The 18,950-nt window shown below is 58.4% G+C and carries 14 protein-coding genes and 2 pseudogenes; 5 read left to right on the top strand and 11 right to left on the bottom strand.

The window, feature by feature from the left end; all coding sequences use genetic code 11:
• Together P3T22_RS29585 and P3T22_RS29590 are read left to right on the top strand one after the other, a co-directional pair.
• A pseudogene (locus P3T22_RS29585) lies at positions 1-480 on the top strand (DHA2 family efflux MFS transporter permease subunit); the annotation flags it as partial.
• Positions 481-696: 216 nt separating this feature from the next.
• Positions 697-1,194: a DUF302 domain-containing protein gene (locus P3T22_RS29590; RefSeq protein ID WP_429326879.1), complete on the top strand. Its 498-nt coding sequence runs from the start codon at positions 697-699 to the stop codon at positions 1,192-1,194.
• Positions 1,195-1,429: 235 nt separating this feature from the next.
• Here the strand turns inward: P3T22_RS29590 and P3T22_RS29595 are convergent, their stop codons facing one another.
• The 11 genes and pseudogenes from P3T22_RS29595 to P3T22_RS29645 form a co-directional block, all read right to left on the bottom strand.
• Positions 1,430-2,608, bottom strand: a complete 1,179-nt coding sequence (locus P3T22_RS29595; RefSeq protein ID WP_429326921.1) for an acetyl-CoA C-acyltransferase — start codon at positions 2,606-2,608, stop codon at positions 1,430-1,432.
• A 19-nt stretch (positions 2,609-2,627) separates the two neighbouring features.
• Positions 2,628-4,751, bottom strand: a complete 2,124-nt coding sequence (locus P3T22_RS29600) for a 3-hydroxyacyl-CoA dehydrogenase NAD-binding domain-containing protein (RefSeq protein WP_429326880.1) — start codon at positions 4,749-4,751, stop codon at positions 2,628-2,630.
• 306 nt (positions 4,752-5,057) lie between these two features.
• Positions 5,058-5,900, bottom strand: coding sequence for a TetR/AcrR family transcriptional regulator (locus P3T22_RS29605; RefSeq protein ID WP_429326881.1), 843 nt, complete (start codon positions 5,898-5,900; stop codon positions 5,058-5,060).
• Positions 5,901-6,068: 168 nt separating this feature from the next.
• Complete coding sequence (locus P3T22_RS29610; RefSeq protein WP_429326882.1) at positions 6,069-6,899, bottom strand: alpha/beta hydrolase; 831 nt, start codon at positions 6,897-6,899, stop codon at positions 6,069-6,071.
• Positions 6,900-7,050: 151 nt separating this feature from the next.
• On the bottom strand, positions 7,051-7,476 hold the full coding sequence (locus P3T22_RS29615; RefSeq protein WP_429326883.1) for an organic hydroperoxide resistance protein: 426 nt from the start codon (positions 7,474-7,476) through the stop codon (positions 7,051-7,053).
• A 165-nt stretch (positions 7,477-7,641) separates the two neighbouring features.
• Positions 7,642-8,208: a TetR/AcrR family transcriptional regulator gene (locus P3T22_RS29620; RefSeq protein ID WP_429326884.1), complete on the bottom strand. Its 567-nt coding sequence runs from the start codon at positions 8,206-8,208 to the stop codon at positions 7,642-7,644.
• Positions 8,209-8,412: 204 nt separating this feature from the next.
• The gene (locus P3T22_RS29625; protein WP_063499103.1) at positions 8,413-9,972 is read right to left on the bottom strand and encodes a DHA2 family efflux MFS transporter permease subunit; all 1,560 of its coding nucleotides are present in this window, start codon (positions 9,970-9,972) and stop codon (positions 8,413-8,415) included.
• Between the two features lie 81 nt (positions 9,973-10,053).
• Positions 10,054-11,208, bottom strand: a pseudogene (locus tag P3T22_RS29630) (efflux RND transporter periplasmic adaptor subunit); the annotation flags it as partial.
• A gap of 68 nt (positions 11,209-11,276) precedes the next feature.
• Entirely contained in the window at positions 11,277-11,870 is a 594-nt protein-coding gene (locus tag P3T22_RS29635; protein ID WP_429326885.1) for a TolC family protein, read from the bottom strand.
• Between the two features lie 469 nt (positions 11,871-12,339).
• Positions 12,340-13,239: a helix-turn-helix domain-containing protein gene (locus P3T22_RS29640; protein WP_429326886.1), complete on the bottom strand. Its 900-nt coding sequence runs from the start codon at positions 13,237-13,239 to the stop codon at positions 12,340-12,342.
• Between the two features lie 916 nt (positions 13,240-14,155).
• Positions 14,156-15,190 (bottom strand): LysR family transcriptional regulator, encoded by a 1,035-nt coding sequence (locus tag P3T22_RS29645; protein ID WP_429326887.1) that lies wholly within the window; start codon positions 15,188-15,190, stop codon positions 14,156-14,158.
• A gap of 613 nt (positions 15,191-15,803) precedes the next feature.
• Between P3T22_RS29645 and P3T22_RS29650 the strand changes: the two genes are divergently transcribed.
• From P3T22_RS29650 to P3T22_RS29660, 3 genes are all read left to right on the top strand, one after another.
• Positions 15,804-16,736 carry a LysR family transcriptional regulator gene (locus tag P3T22_RS29650; protein ID WP_429326922.1) on the top strand — a complete coding sequence of 311 codons (933 nt, stop codon included), beginning with the start codon at positions 15,804-15,806 and terminating at the stop codon, positions 16,734-16,736.
• Between the two features lie 263 nt (positions 16,737-16,999).
• Complete coding sequence (locus P3T22_RS29655; protein WP_429326888.1) at positions 17,000-17,422, top strand: MarR family winged helix-turn-helix transcriptional regulator; 423 nt, start codon at positions 17,000-17,002, stop codon at positions 17,420-17,422.
• 412 nt (positions 17,423-17,834) lie between these two features.
• Positions 17,835-18,932, top strand: a complete 1,098-nt coding sequence (locus P3T22_RS29660; protein ID WP_082855313.1) for an HlyD family secretion protein — start codon at positions 17,835-17,837, stop codon at positions 18,930-18,932.
• The last annotated feature ends 18 nt before the right edge of the window (positions 18,933-18,950 follow it).

Here is an 18,950-nt window from a genome sequence, read left to right on the forward strand (position 1 = left end):
ACGGACCTGAGCGAAGGCTACATCATCCTGCCGACGCTGCTGCAGGGCATCCCGATGGCGCTTTTCTTCGCACCGCTGACGACCATTATCCTTTCTGGCCAGCCGCCGGAGAAAGTGCCTGCGGCAGCGGGTCTGTCGACCTTCTTCCGGATGTTTTTTGGGGGAATCGGCACGTCGCTGGCAAACGTCGTGTGGAATAACCGGACCATCCTTCACCATGAAATTCTCACCCAGCAGTCCAGTCCGACCAATCCCATGTTCACGCAGCAGATCGGCGCATATCACTCGCTGCTGGGATTGGGGCGGGGAGCGTCGTACGCGCTGTTCGATCAGACGGTCCAGGCGCAGGCGGCAATGATGGGCCTGAACGACGTCTTCTATGGTTCGGCGCTGATCATGATCGTGATCATTCCCCTGATCTGGATTACAAAGCCGCGAAAGACGGCTGGGGCGAGCGACGCGGCAGCCGCTGCGCACTAATCAGTCCATGAGCCATGGCCCGACGTATAAGGAGCGATTCCGGACATAAGGCGTCGCGGCCAGGTTCAGGGCAGGGAGAAGGCGACGCCGCCTGCCTGCGGTCGAGTGCGTGTCGCCGCGGGTTCCTTTACCCGATGGATACGATGGGGCGCTGATGCTCCGATAGGTGAATTTCTAGTTGTGTATTAACCCAATGCAATCTCGAAGGAGGTCAACATGAGGACATCTGAAACCCAAAGGCAAATAGTTCGCGTCACGATCGATGCCGACGTAAATTTTGAAGGCTTTGTCAAAAGCTTTCGGGAAAGACTCGGGAGATTCGATCAGGCAGCAATTGCCGCCCTGATGGGGCAGCCTCGCGAAGCGGCGGCCGCGATTCAAGGCATGGAGGGGGATCAAGGGTTAATGATCTTTTTTACTCTTGACCACGGTCGCGCGCTCAACATGGTCGGGAAAAGCAAGAAGGCCATCCGGTTCATATTGGGAAACCCTCTGGTAGCGATACAGATGACTAAGCACGACGTACGTGCCGGCCAGTATGTTCCTTTAACGCTCATTGCTTATGAAGATGAGGAGAATCGCGTTCGCATCGAGTATGACAAGCCATCGTCTCTACTCGATGTTTGCGACAATGCAGAAATCGACGAAACAGCACGCGACCTCGATAAAAAGCTTTTCCTGGTGGTGGAGCATGCAATCAAGGATGCATCCTAGGCAGCTGGGACGAAAGACCTGGGGTGATGGAACACCCGAGCTCCATGCCGACAAGAATGGCGCCAAGGTGGACGAACCTGGTGGAAGGCCACCGACGCTTCGCCCACGTGCCGCGTGAACGTGGACAGGGGATGCCGTCAGACTGAAGCTTCCAGTCGGGTCACTATCCCCTGTTTCGCACAGCATCGCGCGAGTCCTTGTCCTTAAGGATCAAGATCCATGACTTGCCACCGCCTCAGTAGATTTCAAAGAGGCCTGCTGCGCCCATGCCGCCAGCGATACACATTGTGACGACCGCGTATTTGGCGCCACGACGGCGACCTTCGATGAGGACATGCCCGGCCATGCGTGCGCCTGTCATGCCGAAAGGATGGCCAATGGAGATTGCTCCTCCGCTCACGTTCAGGCGTTCAGATGGAATTCCGAGTTGCCGCTGGCAGTAGAGCGCTTGCGACGCAAATGCTTCGTTGAGTTCCCAGAGGTCAATGTCATCAACCTTAAGACCGTGCTGCTTCAGCAGTTTCGGCACGGCCAACACCGGACCGATGCCCATTTCGTCCGGTTCGCAGGCAGCCACGGCCAATCCGCGAAATGCGCCTAGCGGTGTGAGGTTGGCGCGCTCTGCGTCCTTTGCCTCCATCATCACGCACGCTGATGAGCCATCCGAAAGCTGTGACGAGTTGCCTGCCGTGACGAACTTATCAAGACCTTTGACAGGTTCGAGTTTTGCAAGCGCGTCCATGGTGGTTCCAGGACGATTGCAGTTGTCGGCGGTAATGGTCGTGGAACGATGGCTGATTTCGCCCGTTTCCTTATTCTTGACGGCCATCGTGGTAGTCACCGGTACGATCTCGTCGGTAAACCTTCCTGCTTGCTGTGCCACTGCGGTCTTGCGCTGGCTTTCAAACGAGAATTCGTCCTGTGCCTCGCGAGTGATGCCGTAACGCGCGGCAACGATGTCTCCCGTGTCGATCATCGGGAGATACAGGTCCGGCTTGTGTTCAACGATCCAGGGGTCGAGATCATTCGTGCCGGTTCGTGCCCGGATTCCAGAAATACTTTCGACGCCACCCGCGATGACAGCTTGCGCACCGTCAACGACGATGCGGCCAGCGGCAACGGCGATTGCCTGGAGCCCGGACGCGCAAAAGCGATTGATCGTCGCACCCGGGATGGAAATTGGCAGTTCGGCGCGAATCACGGTTTGACGGGCGATGTTGCCCCCGGTAATGCCTTCGGGATAGCCGCAGCCAAGAATCAGATCGTCGATGATGGCGGGATCGATGCCGGAACGTTCGACGGCAGCCCGCACGGAGAATGAGGCAAGCGTTGGGCCGAGCGTAATGTTGAATTCGCCGCGATGCGATTTGGCCAATGGTGTGCGCGCGGTGGAAACGATGACAGCTTGTCGCATTTTCGGTCCTGTATTGAGGTCAAGCGTATTGATTGAGGCTGCTGAAGTCCGCACCGCTTTCAACGAGCTGAGCGAGCAACGGCGAAGGTTTCCAGAAAACCGGATCTTCCTTTGCGAATTCACGGATATCGTCGACCACGGTTTTGAGTCCGACTGAGTCCGCGTACTTCATGGGGCCGCCGCGATGCCGCGGGAACCCGTATCCGGAAAGAAATATTATGTCGACGTCCAGAGGGCGCAGAGCAATTTGCTCGTGTACGACGTTCGCCCCCTCATTGATCATCGCTGCCATATAGCGCCGAATGATCTCGTCGTTTGTGAAAGTGCGCGGGGAAATGCCGGCGCGTTGACGCTCGGCTTCGACAATCGCCTCGACTTCCGGGTCGACGCTACCGGTTCGAGAACCGTTCGGGTATAGATAAAAGCCTCGCCCCGTTTTTTGCCCAAACCGGCCGCGCTCGCAAAGGCGATCAGCGATCTGGACGTAGCGTTCGTCGGGGGCGCGCGTTGCGGCGCGGCGCTTGCGCGTGGCCCAGCCAATGTCGCCACCTGCCAGATCAGAGACCTCGAAAGGTCCCATCGGATACCCGAACTCCCGAATGGCTTTGTCGATCTGATAGGGCGACGCACCGTCTTCCATCATGTAGTCAGCGGCAGTACGGTACCTGGCGAGTATCCGGTTGCCGATGAAACCGTCGCATACGCCTGCACGCACCGGGACCTTGCGCAGCTTGCTGGCAAGTGCGAAGGCGGTCGCGACGACATCGGCGCTGACCTGTTTCGGTACGACCACCTTCAGCAGCTTCATGATGTTGGCGGGAGAAAAGAAGTGAAGACCGATCACATCGCCCGGACGCGAAACGCTGGCCGCGAGCTCGTTGACGTCGAGGTAGGACGTGTTGGTCGCGAGGACTGCGCCGGGTTTGCATACGCGATCCAGTTCGGAGAACACTGCCCGCTTGACTGCCATATCTTCGAAGACAGCCTCGATCACAATATCTACAGTGGCTAGCGCGTCATAAGTCGTGCCGCCGGTCCAGCGCGCAAGCAGATTCTCCTTGTCCTGTTCGGACATGCGGCCTCTTGCGATCAGACCGTCGTAGACTTTCGCGATATTGGCGCGACCACGTGCCAGCGAAGCGTCGTCGCGCTCGATCATCGTGACCAGCAGACCTGCGTCGAGCGCAGCGACCGTGATCCCTGCGCCCATCGTGCCGCCGCCCACTACCCCAATGTGGGCAAACGGCCGTGGTTTTGCATCACGCGTCTCGGGGGCCTTGAGGACTTCCCGTTCGGCAAAGAACGCGTGAATCAAGCCTGCCCGCTGCGGACTGGCCATGCATTGAGCGAACAGGTTCCTTTCCGTCAGTAGTCCTTGTTCAAAGGATTGCTCGAGCGTGGCCTCGACGGTTTCGACAATCTTTAGCGGCGAGAAGAGGCCGCGCGTCTTCTTTGCCGTGTCGGCGCGCGCTGCGGCTATGGCCGCGCGGCTCGCGTCGCGGTCGGTCAAATGCCGATCTGCGTTGCGCGTGCGTCGCACAGGCGCTCGCGAGGAGAGCAGCTCCTGGGCATACGCAAGTCCGTGCGCATATGCATCGCCGCCCGTTGCGATCCGGTCGATGAGGCCAATCGCGAGCGCTTCCTCGGTGTCGATCTGCCGGCCACTCAGCATCATATCTAGAGCCGCGGGTACGCCAATCAGGCGTGGCGCGCGCTGTGTGCCGCCCGCGCCGGGCAGCAGGCCGAGATGTACTTCCGGGAGGCCCATCCGGGCACCCGCGACGGCCAGACGATAATGCGCTGCCAGAGCGATTTCCAACCCGCCGCCAAGCGCAACGCCGTGGATTGCCGCGATGACCGGCTTTTGGCACTGTTCAATTCGCTCGCAGACTTCGGGCAGCGATGGTTGTCGAGGTGCTTTTCCGAATTCGCGGATATCAGCGCCAGCAATGAAGTTTTTGCCGGCGCCGACGAGAAGGACGGCTTCGACCGTTTCGTCGGCCTCCGCTGCTTCTATCGCAGCGACGAGTTCGCGTCGGACATCGGCACCGAGGGCGTTGACCGGTGGGTTGGCTATTGTTGCAATGAGGACTTTCGCCTGCACCTCGCGCCTGACGTAGGCGGCTGACTCACCGAGTTCCATGTATGTCTCCGGGACTTCTGTTCAAGGGATCTCAGACTGGATTGTGGAATCGTCAATTGCCCGGCGTCACTAGGTGTTATCACTGTGTACATGGTGGCTGCTGAGGCGTTAATATGCAAGCGGTGAATCCTGTTTCAACGCGTCAGGCTACGAGATCTGGCCGGCCGAGATGAAAGTGCTGATGTATCGACACGAAGCAATCCGGGAGGTATGCGTGATCGGCGCAAGAGACCCGCGCCGCCTCGCAAATGCACAAGAATGAATGACGATTGCCAGCACGAACGCCAGGCCGGCGAATCGACCCGCCTACGCTTCGGTTTTGGTGGGTGTGGCTGGAAGACGAATCCACGCTTCAAGATGCGACGGACCGGCAGCAATGGCACTCAGAAACATGCAGATCGAAAAATGAATCATCTGATCGATACGCACGGAATACCCGAGTTGAGGTGCCCGGCCGGAGAGAATTAAAGTGGCAAGCCCGTGCTCCATGCTCCAGGCCGCGTGGGTCACTAGCGGAAGGGCGCGCTTTTGCCAGCCGCTTTCCAGCGCTGCATCCTGAACCGATGATGCGAACAAGTTGAACGATTTCAGGCCTGCTTCGACGAGTTCCGGATAACATTTGCGAACGATGATGCGCGGCCCGACCATCAAGTCAAACAGTCCTTTGTGCTGCTGCGCGAATTCGACATAGGTCCGCATCATCCGGTATGCCTTCGCCATCGCAGGCTCGTCGCGTGCCTGGATCGTAGTTCTCAAGGCGGCGAGCTCCAGGAATCCATCGGCTGCGATCGCGGCCAGCAGACCTTCCTTGCCGGCAAAATGCCGGGAGGGGGCGGCTTCTGATACGCCTACCGCACGGGCGAGATACCTCAAACTCAACTCGTGGACGCCAATTTCTTCCAATGCCGTACGGCCCTCGGCAATCAGGGCATTGCGAAGATTCCCATGGTGGTACGGCGCAGGTGTCTCGCTTGAGGGTTTCGGACTCACGGTGTTGGTCAAAGATCGTCGAAGGCAGCCAATTATAGGCGTGCGAATTCCACGCGCGCAACGCATCGCCGGCCGGACCGCCGTGCCAACCAGATAGATGGTAGATATAAATGACGGCATCCGGAGAAGCCACCACAAATGACGAAAAAGCCGTCGCACGAACGAGGCCGTGCGACGGCAAGACGCTGGTTGGCAAGCGCCACAAATAGCGGGCCGTGGACGAGGTGATCAACCAACTGGGCAACAACGTTCTTCACGTCGAGCTTTGCGAAGCCGCGGGCGAGTTGTCGTCGATCTGGTCAACAAGTTTCTCGCCCTCGCGTCGCGTCATTGATTGGCCGAGACCGAGGCGGCAGCTTGCTCGATCAGCTTGGCCGTTTCCTTCGCATGAGAGATGTAGGCCACGTGGCTCGAATTGACCTCGATCGTCCTGGCGTTCATGCGCTTCGCCATCTTGCGCTCCAGGTCCGGATTGATCGCTCGATCGGCGGCCGCTACCATGTACCAACTGGGTTTCGACTTCCAGGCTGGAGACGTGACGTTGGACGTGAACGAATTGGCGGAGATCAAAACCTGCGAATCAGCCATGAATTTAGCCTTAGCCGCTGGAACGTCCGCAGCGAAGTCAGCCGCAAACACTGCCGGGTCTATGAAAAAGTAGCCGTCGTCAGTGCGCTTGATCCCTTTGATAGCCGGCGGCACGGATTGCTCGAGCTGTGCCGTGTTCTCGCCAGCGTCGGGCGCGAACGCGGCGATGTACACCAGCGCAGAGACCTTCGGATCGTTGCCAGCTTCGGTGATGACGGTACCGCCGTAACTGTGGCCGACGAGAACCACAGGCCCTGGCTGGCTATCGATGATCCGCTGCGTAAACTTGACGTCGTCGGCTAACGACGTCTCTGGCTCCTGTACTACCGACACCGTGTAACCGTCCTTCTTGAGGATCTTGGAAACGGCCTCCCAGCCGGAGCCATCGGCGAATGCGCCGTGCACCACAACCACGTTCTTGACGCCCGTCTCCGGTGCGGATTGCGCCGAGGCAACCTGGAGAGTCCCACCCATCAGCGTAGCTGCGATCGCAGCAACCATGTAAAGCTTCTTCATGACATTTGTCCTGTACAGAGTTTCAATCAACCATCTCGAGGTCGACGCGCCCATGGATATCCGGTTAGCGCTTTGACCCCTTGCAGAGATGGGATTTTTGTTCGAACGGCGGTGCTTCGACCGTTTGCAGAATCGCCGCACGAACCCGTTATCGAGCCGGGCGACTTTTCGTCGCGGAAATTCTTTTGGCGTTGGCCGTGCTTCCTTAGACGAGCGTGAGCGTAACGTCGATGTTGCCGCGCGTCGCGTTCGAATACGGGCAGACAGCGTGGGCCTTGTCGACAAGCGCCTGAGCGGCTTCGCGTGCCATGCCGGGCAGCGAAATCTTCAGTTCAACCTCGATACCAAAGCCGTTCGGAATAACGCCGAAGCCTACGCTACCGTTAATCGAAACGTCAGCCGGGATTGCGATCTTGTCCTGTGCCGCGACAAACTTCATTGCACCCAGGAAACACGCGCTGTAGCCAGCGGCGAAGAGTTGTTCAGGGTTGGTGCCTTCGCCGCCTGCGCCCCCGAGCTCACGCGGAGTGGTCAACTTGAGGTCGAGCTTGCTTTCGGGCACGAGCGCACGGCCGTCGCGGCCTCCCGTGACTTGAGCATGGGCACGGTAGAGAACATTTTCGATAGACATGATGTGATTCCTCAAAGGACAGTTATTGGTTTCTATCTATTACTAGATAAAATATCGTGCGTAATTCCCCGCACAATGGGGTTCAGTTTCTGCTTCGTCGCAAATCTATCAGTAGATAGATTTGCGGATAAATGGGCATGGCGACAACCGGCCTTCAGTGCTGCGTTACTTCATGATTTTCCACGCGGTTTCGACGTCTTCCAGGCGCGCTTTGGTTTGAAACAAACGACTCGCCAGCACACAGCCCTGATACGCGGCGAACAGCGTCCGAGCGGCACTCTCCGGCTTGCCGTTGACCGCTAGCGTTCCCTCTTTCGCTCCTTGTGCGAGCACCTTGGCCAGCCAGTTCTCGTTGGCCTTGAAGAAGGCCTGTACCGCATGTCGAATGTTGTCCGGTAGTGACCCAATGTCGGCGGCGAGCATCCCGCATAGACAGATTTGATCGCCGCCGCCAAGAATCCTGCCAAACTTCTTCGTGTACTTGGCCAGCTTTGCGTCGGCCGGCAATGATGCGTCGATCGAATGAATGTCGTTGAACACCTGATTGCTGTACTCGCTCACTGCCTCGAGCACCAGGTCGTCTTTCGACGGAAAGTAGTAATGGATGCTCGAAGTCTTCACGCCCACTAGTTCAGACAGATCCCGATAGCTAAAGCCGTTGTAACCGCGCAGCATCATCAGCGTGATGGCGTGGTGGACAACTTGCTCGCGTACGGTCGGTGTGGTCATCATGGACGTAAATTTATCTATTAATAGATAGACCGTCAAGTGGAAATTTCAGCCGGTTCCACCGCTGCGATACCGTATGCGACCAGCCGCCATCAATACGTCATCAATACGTCCCAATCTTCCTGGGTTATGCGTCAAAGACGCGCTCGGCTTGAGCGCGCCAGCCCGATTGCATGTGACCCGCCCGCGAATGTGCGGGGGGGCGCGTCAATGTGCGGCGCTTGCGGCGGCCGCACCGGCCCCGCCACCGCCGCTTGGCTTCGTGAGCCAGATCAGCGGAATGATGACGATCATGATGATGGCCGACGCATAGAAGACATCGTTCAGGCCCATCATTGCGGCCTCCTTGTCGACAACGCTATTGAACAGCGCATATGAAGATCCCGAATCCAGCCCCAGGAAAGAGTGGTAGGCATCCAGTTGCTGGTTAAACAGAGGGTTGGTGGGACTGGTCTGCTGCGTCAATATCTCGTGATGGAGGATCGTGCGGTTGTTCCATGCGACATTCGCCAGCGATGTGCCAACGCCACCGCCAAACACCCGTGCGAAAGTCGAAAGACCGGCCGCCGCGGGTACTTTTTCAGGCGGTTGTCCAGACAGTATGATTACCGTCAACGGAGCGAAGAACAGGGCCATCGGAATACCCTGGAGCAACGTCGGCAGGATGATGTGTCCTATGTCAATGCCGGTGATGAAGAACGATCTCATGTAGTAGACGCCCGCGAAACCGATGAACGCGAACGTACCAAGAATGCGTGCGTCGGTACGCGGCAGGATCTTTCCCATGATCGGCGCCCCAATCAATGCGAAAACACCGATCGGCGCGGTGGCGAGACCCGAGTCGAGTGCGCGGTAGCCGAGGTAGGTTTGCATCCACTGCGGCAGCAACACGAGCGTGCCGAAAAAGATCGCGTAGGCGATCGCGATCGAAATCGTCCCGCCGAGAAAGTTTCTTTGCCGAAACAATGTGAGGTCGACGATCGGATTCTTCTCCGTGAGTTCCCACACGATGAAGAACGCGAAGCTGGTCAGCGCGACGACGGTCAACACGACGATCGTCGTCGACGTAAACCAGTCGAGATCCTTGCCCTTGTCGAGCATCACCTGCAGCGACGCCACCCAGGTGATCAGTAGCAGCAAACCGACTGTATCGACGGGCAGTTTCCTGGTCGGCGTGTCGCGCTCGCGATAGAGGCTCCAGACTGTGGCTGCGGCGAATATACCGACCGGGATGTTGATGTAAAAGATCCACGACCAGCTATAGCTGTCTGTGACCCAGCCGCCGAGCGCGGGTCCGACAATCGGACCTGTTACCGCGATCATGGAGAAGATTGACAGCGCAAACGAAGACTTGTCTTTAGGCCAGGAACTAAGCAATAGTGCTTGCGACATGGGAATCAGGGGCCCCGCTACCGCGCCTTGCAGCACGCGTGCGAACAGTAGCACGGGCAACGACCAGGCGATCCCGCACAGCCACGACGACAGCACGAACAACAGGATAGATCCGACGAAAAGCTTCACCTGGCCGACGCGCTGTGTCAACCACCCGGTCAGCGGAATCGACACGGAGTTCGCCGCGGCGAACACGGTGATAACCCAGGTGCCCTCGTCAATGGATACGCCCAGGTTGCCCGAAATTGTCGGAATGGCGACGTTCGCGATCGACGAGTCCAGCACGGTCATGAATCCCGCGAGACCCACGCTGAGCGAGCCGAGAAAGAGTTTGCCTCCCGTCAACGGAGGGTGGGGCGTTGATTGAGTTGTCATAGGTCATCCCGGTTGAAAGCGGCGCATCGTTGTGAAAGACACCCGTCTGCTTGCATTGCCTGCGTCACTGATCCCCTACCTGTTTGTGGCGATGATGCGAGCGATCTTCGTATCGGCTTCATCGCCGTACTTCGCAAATACGTCGGTTTGATAGACAGTGTTCTCGATGTTGCTGAGCGGGCTACCGCTTTCATTCTTGATATTGACGTCTACCACCGTCGATAGGCCGATGGCCAGCGGATGTTTTTCGAGTTCCTTTGGATCGAGCTCGATCCTTACCGGCAGCCGCTGCACGACCTTGATCCAGTTGCCGGTTGCGTTCTGGGCGGGCAGTAATGAAAACGCCGAACCTGTACCGGCGGAGAAGCCGACCACCTTTCCGTGGTACATGACCGACGAACCGTACTTGTCGGCTGTCAGTTCGACCGGCTGACCCACCCGCATATGCTTGAGTTGCCCCTCCTTGAAATTTGCGTCGACCCAGATCTGCTGAAGCGGCACGACCGAGATCAGTGGGGTGCCCGGCGATACGCGTTGACCGACCTGTACTGTTCGCCTGGCGACGTAGCCCGTCACCGGGGCAGGCAGGGTGTTGCGGGCGGCGGCCAAATACGCATCGCGAACCTTCGCGGCAGCCGCGAGTACGTCGGGATGGTTATCGATCGTCGTGTTAGCGGTCAGCGCGCGATTCGACGCGAGCCGCTGTTGGGCGGCGTCTAGCGCAGCCTGTGCCGACTTCACCGCATCGCGTGCGTGCGAAATTTCCTCTTGCGAGACGGCACCAGCCATTCCGGTGGCCAACCGTCGCCGCAGATCATCCCGCGCTTTTGACAGATCTGATTGCCGTTGCGCGACCTGCGCGCGATATTGGTCGTCGTCGACATACAGGCCGTGTACTCTGCGCACCGTTTGCGCCAGGGTGGCTTCGTCTTGCTGGAGCGCGATGCGGGCGTCGGCTGGGTCGAGCACGACGACCGCGTCGCCTTGCTTCACTGTCTGGGTGTCGTCGGCGTTGACCGCGATGACCGTGCCCGTCACTTGCGGTGTGATCTGCACAATGTTGCCGTTGACGTAGGCGTCATCTGTGTCCTCATGGAAGCGCGCGACGAGGAAGTAATAGACGCCGTAGGCTATCGCCGCGACCAGGATTACGATGACCACGAGCGTCATCATGAGCTTGCGCTTGCGGTTGCCCTCCCGCTTTGCGCTGGCGGGATGTTGCTGTGGGGTGCTCATAGACATGCTCCGTATCCGTGCAATCTGCGCCGTTTGTCCTGCCGGTTCTTCCGGCTCCGTGCGTCGCGTCAGTTGGCTGCCTGCGCCTCGGATGCCGAAGAGGCCGGCACATCTGTCGGCACGACGAGACTGCCGCGTTTCGCGTCGAATCCGCCGCCAAGCGCCTTGATAAGTCCGATCTGCGTGGCGCGGCGATTCATCCTGAGGTTCGTCACCGTCTGTTCGGCGGCGAGGCGGTTCTCGCTGTACCACGTCCCCCCATACGGAGGCGGGAAGATCGTGTTTCCGGAGAACAGTTCACGGTTCCAGGCATAGCTACCGTTTGCCTTGGGGTAGAGCGTCGATTTTGAAGACTCGATATAGGAGGACGCCTTTGCGATACGTGCCTCGGCCTGGGCGATCGACGGATTGCCTTGCAGCGCTTCATCGATCAACTGGGGCAGCTGCGGGTCGCCGAACTGGCGTGCCCAATCCGGTGACGGCCATTGACCGTCTTCGTTAGGCAGGCTCTGGCTGGAGGTGTACTGCGTCGGCGCCGACATCTGCTTATCGCTCTTGATGCCGAAGTAGTTCACACAACCCGCGAGCGCCAGCGCGGTCACAGCAATGACTCTGGCTGCTGAAGACGTGCCGACGCTCACCCAAGGCGAGGGAGTATTCATCGCGGTTCCCGGTCACATATCAATGCCCATTGCCAGCCGGCAGCAGCCCCTCGATTTCCACCTCGCAACATGCGGCCTTGCTGAGGAAAGATTGGCGAAAGTGACATGGTCTGGAAAAGTTGTTGGGAGCACTGACAATATTACACCGGGAGCATGTCGATAATATCCACCTCCACGTCCGTTCAGTGTGGTTCGGGCCGGTGAAGAGTCATAGGTAAACCGCCTCGCCAGTTTGCTGGAGGTTTAGTGCAAGTAAACGCATTTTTTGTTCGTCGCTAATAATGGACAGGTCAGTTATCACACCGGGAATCCCGGGCAACTTAACTCAAGTTGCGTAGCGTCGATCCGCGGCATTCTCAAGGGGGCGTTCTGCGGCAGCACAATGGTTGTGCCTCGCGCCGTGGAGCCGTTGGATGTCATGGTGAAGCCGTGGGGCGGATATAAGCCGCGCTGGCTAGCGCTGCCGTTGCTACCGGGTTACGCGACGCCAGATCCCGGGGGACATGCCGTTAGCCATGAGGAAACGCCTATTGAAGTGCGCCTGGCTGGCGAAGCCACATGCTAGCGCAATCTCCGCAAGCGAAAGTTGGGTGGTTAGCATCAAGTCCTTCGCGCGGAGCAGACGATGAGCGATCAGAAACTGATACGGAGACTGTCCAGTCTGCTGTTTGAACGCGTGGCCGAAGTGTCCCACCGACATGCCACATTCGTTGGCTAATATCGGTACTGTCAGAGATCCATCAAGATGCGTATCGATCAGCTCCCTGACCCGCTTCTCTTGCCACAGCGCGAGTCCCCCTCGGCGAGTCGGAGCGGCGCTAAATTTGACGTTGGCGTAAGTGCGGAGCAGATGCGCGGTCAGGGCACGCGTGATCGAGTCGATAAACAGCGAGCATGCCCTTTCCGGTTGTTCGAGCGCCGGAAGAAGGCAGGTTGCAAGATGCCCGACGATCGGATCCACTGTCCCCGGCGTGGGGCATCGTAACGCCTCAATCTGGCGGGCGCCGACATCGTCGATGAACTGCTTCAGGACGAAGCGCGGAAGGAAGAACCGAACGATGTCGAACGGCTCAAACAGCTCGGAGTGGGGTTCATCGCTCAGGTGGGAAAAACACATCGAATGCAGGCGCTGGGGCACCTGCAGATTCGTGACAACGCGATCGCCAAGCCACATGCGGCCGGATGACATCGGCCTCAATTTCACGCCCACGAAATAGGCGTCGTCGCGAGGCATGACTGGCGTCAAGCCGAACGCACGGCCGTCATATAGGAAGCGCGATACGGACATCGAAGAACTATTCAGGGACCGGCGATGCAGGACTGGGATGACGGGGGCCGCATCAGATTCGCGTTCGGGTGTCGGCAACATGGTTGGACCTCGTCACGTATGAAGGTAAGACGCCCGGAGCGCATCCGGAACACGCGGTTCTGTTTGTTTTATAGTGATATTGGTGAAATCGCAAGCTCGCAACAGTACGCTGCTGTCCAGGGAATAGTCGCAGCTCGCACGGGAGGCGCAGGAACTGACGCGGTAGTCCCGGATCGGGGCGCAGAACGCGGGTCCGTACCTGCCGTGTTATAACGGCTGTCCATTCAGTTTCTGGATCGTTGTGATCTGCCTTTAGCATTTGCTGCCGAGCATGGCCCGCAGTCGTGGATGGCCGTGCTTCAAGAGACTTATGACTTCGATCGACGCGGCTCGGCACGATGCACTTCAACGCGCATCCTATGTATTCACTTCATTCATCCCGCGTGTTCGTGGCTTGTGATGTTGACGCTTGCATGGTTCCAGGCGCCGAATCGATTGCGCACCTGATCGATTCTTACGTGCTTTCCCATTGGGCGTGATACGTCCGGGCGCTACCGCCTCGAAGACCTCCAGGGCTATCCGAGAGCGGAGATCGACATAGGTTCATGCCGGGCTTGGGGCGTAAAAAAAGAAGCCCGCCGTAGCGGGCAACCGTATCAGGGGACACGGGAGGAGACATACTTTCCGGGCGGACTACGTAATCCTTGAGGTGCCGGTGCAATCCCAACTGCCGACTCACGTCGGCGCTGTGGATGACCGCTCAGACCCGGTTCTTGATAGCCAGATTCGCATCGACGAATTGCTATTTGGGATATCCATACCGGCTTGTTGCTGCAACATTGACGGGTAGTGTAGACCGTCGGCGTCGTAATGCAAGTAGGCACAGGTGAATTCAGTTGTGCTCCGGGTTTAACAATCAACGATGCATCAGGTTACCTTTGGGTGCACGGGAGCGAAGTTTTCGCCGAGTGGGCATCTAGAGTGCACGGGCAGCGGCCGAATCACTGGAAGCCTCTGCGGTAGCGGACACCGCACGTGCAAAAGCGCCCGCGCGCGTGGCGCGGACCGGCACGTCTGAACATAGCGGCACCTCGTTCCGCACCTCTGTCGCGAAGAGTGAAGCGCGTTCGAACAGTTCGGAAATCCAGTCGACGAATGCGCGTACGGAACCTGAGAGATGCCGGTTCTGGGGATAGACGGCGGAAACGGGGATTGCCTTTGGCTCGCAACCCGGCAGAATTTCTACCAGTTCCCCGGAGCGAAGGTAAGGGATGGCCATGAAGCGAGGCACCTGGACGATGCCCAGCCCCTTTAAGCCGCACGCGAGATAGGCTTCTATGTCGTTGACCGCTACGCTTCCTCGCAGATTGAGTTCGATCATCCTTTCGTTCAATTGAAACTGTAGGTCAGATGTGCGAGTTGCTCCGGGGCAGAGATATCTCACACCGATATGCGCGCAGAGATCGTCGATGGAATGTGGAGCGCCATGGTATTCCAGATATGTTGGTGCTGCCGCTGTCACGCGCTGCAGCGTGCCGATGCGTCGCGCCACCAGACTTGAATCTATGAGTGATCCGAGCTTGATCGCGCAGTCGACTGCCTCCTGAATCAGATCGACAGGTTTGTCGCCGAAACCGATGGTGAGCTCGATATCCGGGTAGCGGGCTCTGAAGTCATCCAAAGCTGGAATGAGGAGTGTCTTTCCGATGGATCCCGGGGTATCGATGCGAAGCTTGCCTTGTGGCATTTTCCCAAGGATCGACAGGCTACCCTCCATCTCGTCAATATCCGCGAGTATTCTCACGCAACGTTCGTAGAACTGCGCGCCCTCGGGTGTCAGGCTAAGCTGTCGAGTCGAACGCTGTAGCAGGCGAACTTTCAGATAGGTTTCGAGATTCTGAACAATGACGGTGACCGATGCTCGTGCGAGATCGAGCGTGTCTGCAGCGCGCGAAAAGCTCCCGCTGTCGACAACCCTTGTGAACACTAGCATTGCTTGTAGCCGATCCATAGTCATGCCCCTTCGTATCTCGCGGCGAGGTCGTGTCGCAGTTCATTCGTTCATCGGGATCTTCCTGCTCGCTCGAATCAGCCTGCATGTATCAATGGGTTTGGGCAAGAAGGATGCGATGTTTTCCAGCCGGAGAGACGGAAGGAAGGTAGAAAGATCTTATGCCGAGGCCCCTTTCGCTGTATTGACCAAAACTGCGGTGTTTTGCTCGAATCTGCGCAATTTTTCAAAAATTCGGATGAGATCAAACGTTCAACGGGTGCGCCCGGACGAGGTTGCGACGTCTTGCGATGACCCTTCCAGATCTGGCAAGCCGCATGGTCGGCGTGTCAGAGCGGAATTGCTGATGGCGCCCGTTTAGGGCTGCGAGGAGCGCAGCCGCTCGATTGAACACATGGGTCATGGCAATAAGCGCAAAAATGCGCAACTCTGCGACAATCCCGGTACACGTGAGCGAATGCTGTTTGATAATGATGCCGAGGCTTCGTCATGGCTGCGCGCCATTCGTCAAGGAGATCTGGCTGGCTTTCGCTCTACGGTTACGAGTGGTTGCGTACGTCGATTCGGGCGCAACAGGCGGTCCATTCACAGATGTGCCTACCGAAGGTGCCCTATGGATTATCTTGATAGCTTGCGCGTTTTCCGCTCGGTCGTCGAAGCGAAAAGTTTTACCCGTGCGGCAGACATGCTGGGCATAACCACTCCGGCCGTGTCGCGCGCCATATCCGGGCTTGAGCAGCGTCTCGGCAGTCGTCTGCTTCATCGCACGACGCGGCAGGTTTCGCTAACGGAAGCCGCGGAACATTTCTATGACGGCTGCTGCCGGATTCTCGACGATCTCGAAGTACTGGAAGCCGAAGCGTCGAACCAGGCGCGTGAGCCGACCGGCGTGCTTCGGCTTGTCGCTCATACAACGGCGACCGTGAGTCGGCTCGTGCCGCTCATCTCGACCTTTAAGCAAAAGTATCCCAAAGTGAGTCTGGACGTGACCCTTACCGAGCGCCCTGTCGACCTGGTGGCGGACGGCTATGACCTGGGGATTGTCGTCCCCTTCATGTTGAGTACCGACACGGTTGTGACGCGACTTCTGGAGCGCATGCCGCTCTCGATCGTCGCGACGCCAGCATATCTGGAGAAACACGCCGTGCCTGAGCATCCGTCTGAGCTGGCTGATCACACGTTCGTCGCGATGTCGCCCACACTTCGTAAGCCGTCGTTGACCTTTCGTCTGGGTGATGAGGATATGACCGTCCCGCTGAAGTTCGATATCGTTTCGAACAACCCGGTGTTCAACCGGGAAATGGTCCTGGAGAATTGGGGCGTCGGCGTGCTGCCCGCTGCGCTGGCCCAGGAGGAACTGGCTTCAGGCAAGCTCGTGTCGATCCTTGAAGATTTCGAAATCATCGACGGAGAGATTGAGATTCGACTCGCCTATAACTCGCGAACCTTGCTGCCGGCCAAGGTGAGGGCGTTCGTCGAGCATGCTGCCGCGTTCTTCGACGAGGTGATAGGCGCGCGGCTGGCGCGCGCCAGTTCCAGGGCGTGATGCTTCGCTTCGCCCGGTTGCCGCGCGTCCTGTTTCAGCGCTTCATCGTCAAGCTTATGAAATAATTTTGAAAGAAATGGCTTGCGAGATTTGCCGAGTTCACAAGAAGCGACCCGGCTAGTCCAAAACTCCGACAATTGACGGGTGGGCGTTTAATCTGTCGCCTCGCCGTAACCGGTCACCTCCGATTGTTCTCTGCCCCGATACAAACTGATGCACCGTCGAGCATTGATTGCCGTCATCCCGCCCACTAGCATGTGCCTATGCACATTGAATCCCCCGAAAGCGACTACTGTTTCGCCGTTCGTCAGGCCGCGCGATACATTTCGCAGTTGTACGAGCGGCATCTGTGCGAAGCAGGTATCACGCCGACGCAGTTCAGCATCCTTTGCGCGCTTAAATGTAGCTCGAGTTTAACGATGATGGAGTTGGCGCAGGCGATGGTGATGGACCGCACCACGCTTGTACGCATACTTCGGCCGTTGCTGCGCAATGGATTTGTCGCTAATGAGCAGGACGGGCAGGTGAGGCAGCGTCTCCAACTGGTTCTGACCAGTGGCGGCCACCTGAAGCTGCACGAGGCCACGACGCATTGGACGGCGGCTCAGGACGAGTTCGAACGCAAGTTCGGGTATCGGCGCTCAGCCTCTTTGAGGCGTGAACTTCTTCGCGTGACACGCGCTTGAAGACCGCTCGGCCGGACACGGCAAAGATCACGCTGATCCTCGAAGACGTCGGGCCGTGCGTGCGTGCGCGCCGGTTGCCCGTTCAACGGTGCAAAGATAACCGGTGTCCCGGCCGACGATCATTGTCACAGTTGCAACAGTTCGATTCCAAAAACGGTGTTGAGCAAGTGCTTGCGCACACTTACCATGCACGCGAAAACAAGATCCGCTTCAGTTCATCCCGTGCTTTACGGAGCAAGTGCAGCACCGCTGCGCATTGCGCTCACCATTTGATTGGACGAAGGCGTTGTGGCGAGCCCTGGCTCGCCCGACCCTCAGTCAACCTGTCTGTTAGCACTTGCCGCTTTTAACCGAAGCGCTGCCACCCTGGCGGCCATTTCTTGCAACCTTTGAGTGCATACACACATATATAATGAGCACGACACCTATCCCCACCTCTCCCGCTGGCGGAGTGAACACCGCTTCGTCAACCAAACGAGTGCCCTGGATGTTGCTCTCGGTCCTCGGCGTAGTGGCGGTCCTTTGCGCCTCTGGTCTCTATTGGTTCTTCATCGCGCGTTATGTTCAGAACACTGACGACGCATACGTAGGCGGTAACGTCACGGTGATCGCGCCGAAGGTGACCGGCTTTGTGGATCAAGTGCTGGTTCAGGACAATCAGCACGTCACGGCAAACCAGGTGCTGATCCGTCTCGATTCACGCGATTACGACGCACGGCTCGAGCAGGCGAACGCGGAAGTGGGCAGTGCTCAGGCAGCCGTCAATGAGTTGAAGGCGAAACGCCAACTGCAGGTCGCGATCATCAACCAGCAGTCGGCCGGGCTCGCCTCTGCCCACGCTGAACTGACGCGCAGTGCCGCCGACAAGGTGCGTTACCGCCAGTTGGTCAAGGACGAGGCGGTTTCGAACCAGATTGTCGAGCAGGCGGATGCCTCTTTCTCGAAGGCGAAGGCAGCGGTGGACGGTAGCGATGCGGCCCTTCAGGCGGCAAAGCAGCAACTGGACGTGCTCGATGCGCAGATCGCCGACGCCAATGCGCGTGTCGCCAAGGCCGAGGCTGAACGGCGCTACGCGGCGCTCAATGTTGGCTACACGACGATCCGCTCCCCCGTCGACGGCTACGTCGGCAACCGCACGGCGCGGGTCGGGCTGCTCGCGACGGCAGGTACGTCGATGCTGACGGTAGTGCCCTCGAGTGGCCTGTGGGTTGATGCGAACTTCAAGGAAGACCAGTTGAAGAAAATGCACAGTGGCGACTCGGCTGACGTGACGCTCGATGCGCACGCCGGCACGATCCACGGCGTCGTGCAGAGCCTCGCACCGGCAACCGGAGCGACGTTCAGTGTGCTTCCTCCGGAAAACGCGACCGGAAACTTCACGAAGATTGTGCAGCGCGTGCCTGTGCGAATTCTTCTTGATGTACCCAAGGGTTCGGAAGATTACCTGCGGCCCGGTCTGTCGGCGACGGTTGATGTCCATCTGGACAGCGCCCGTCAGAGCGGCGAGTGAGCGACAGAGCGAGACTTC

The sequence above is a fragment of the Paraburkholderia sp. GAS348 genome (assembly GCF_050434205.1).
Lineage (GTDB): Bacteria > Pseudomonadota > Gammaproteobacteria > Burkholderiales > Burkholderiaceae > Paraburkholderia.

Excerpts from the sequence above, each read along its gene's own strand:
- P3T22_RS29590 (WP_429326879.1), top strand. The coding sequence starts at position 697 with ATGAGGACATCTGAAACCCAAAGGCAAATAGTTCGCGTCACGATCGAT.
- P3T22_RS29595 (WP_429326921.1), bottom strand. The coding sequence starts at position 2,608 with ATGCGACAAGCTGTCATCGTTTCCACCGCGCGCACACCATTGGCCAAA.
- P3T22_RS29600 (WP_429326880.1), bottom strand. The coding sequence starts at position 4,751 with ATGGAACTCGGTGAGTCAGCCGCCTACGTCAGGCGCGAGGTGCAGGCG.
- P3T22_RS29610 (WP_429326882.1), bottom strand. The coding sequence starts at position 6,899 with ATGGGCGCGTCGACCTCGAGATGGTTGATTGAAACTCTGTACAGGACA.
- P3T22_RS29615 (WP_429326883.1), bottom strand. The coding sequence starts at position 7,476 with ATGTCTATCGAAAATGTTCTCTACCGTGCCCATGCTCAAGTCACGGGA.
- P3T22_RS29620 (WP_429326884.1), bottom strand. The coding sequence starts at position 8,208 with ATGATGACCACACCGACCGTACGCGAGCAAGTTGTCCACCACGCCATC.
- P3T22_RS29625 (WP_063499103.1), bottom strand. The coding sequence starts at position 9,972 with ATGACAACTCAATCAACGCCCCACCCTCCGTTGACGGGAGGCAAACTC.
- P3T22_RS29635 (WP_429326885.1), bottom strand. The coding sequence starts at position 11,870 with ATGAATACTCCCTCGCCTTGGGTGAGCGTCGGCACGTCTTCAGCAGCC.
- P3T22_RS29640 (WP_429326886.1), bottom strand. The coding sequence starts at position 13,239 with ATGTTGCCGACACCCGAACGCGAATCTGATGCGGCCCCCGTCATCCCA.
- P3T22_RS29645 (WP_429326887.1), bottom strand. The coding sequence starts at position 15,190 with ATGGATCGGCTACAAGCAATGCTAGTGTTCACAAGGGTTGTCGACAGC.
- P3T22_RS29650 (WP_429326922.1), top strand. The coding sequence starts at position 15,804 with ATGGATTATCTTGATAGCTTGCGCGTTTTCCGCTCGGTCGTCGAAGCG.
- P3T22_RS29655 (WP_429326888.1), top strand. The coding sequence starts at position 17,000 with ATGCACATTGAATCCCCCGAAAGCGACTACTGTTTCGCCGTTCGTCAG.
- P3T22_RS29660 (WP_082855313.1), top strand. The coding sequence starts at position 17,835 with ATGAGCACGACACCTATCCCCACCTCTCCCGCTGGCGGAGTGAACACC.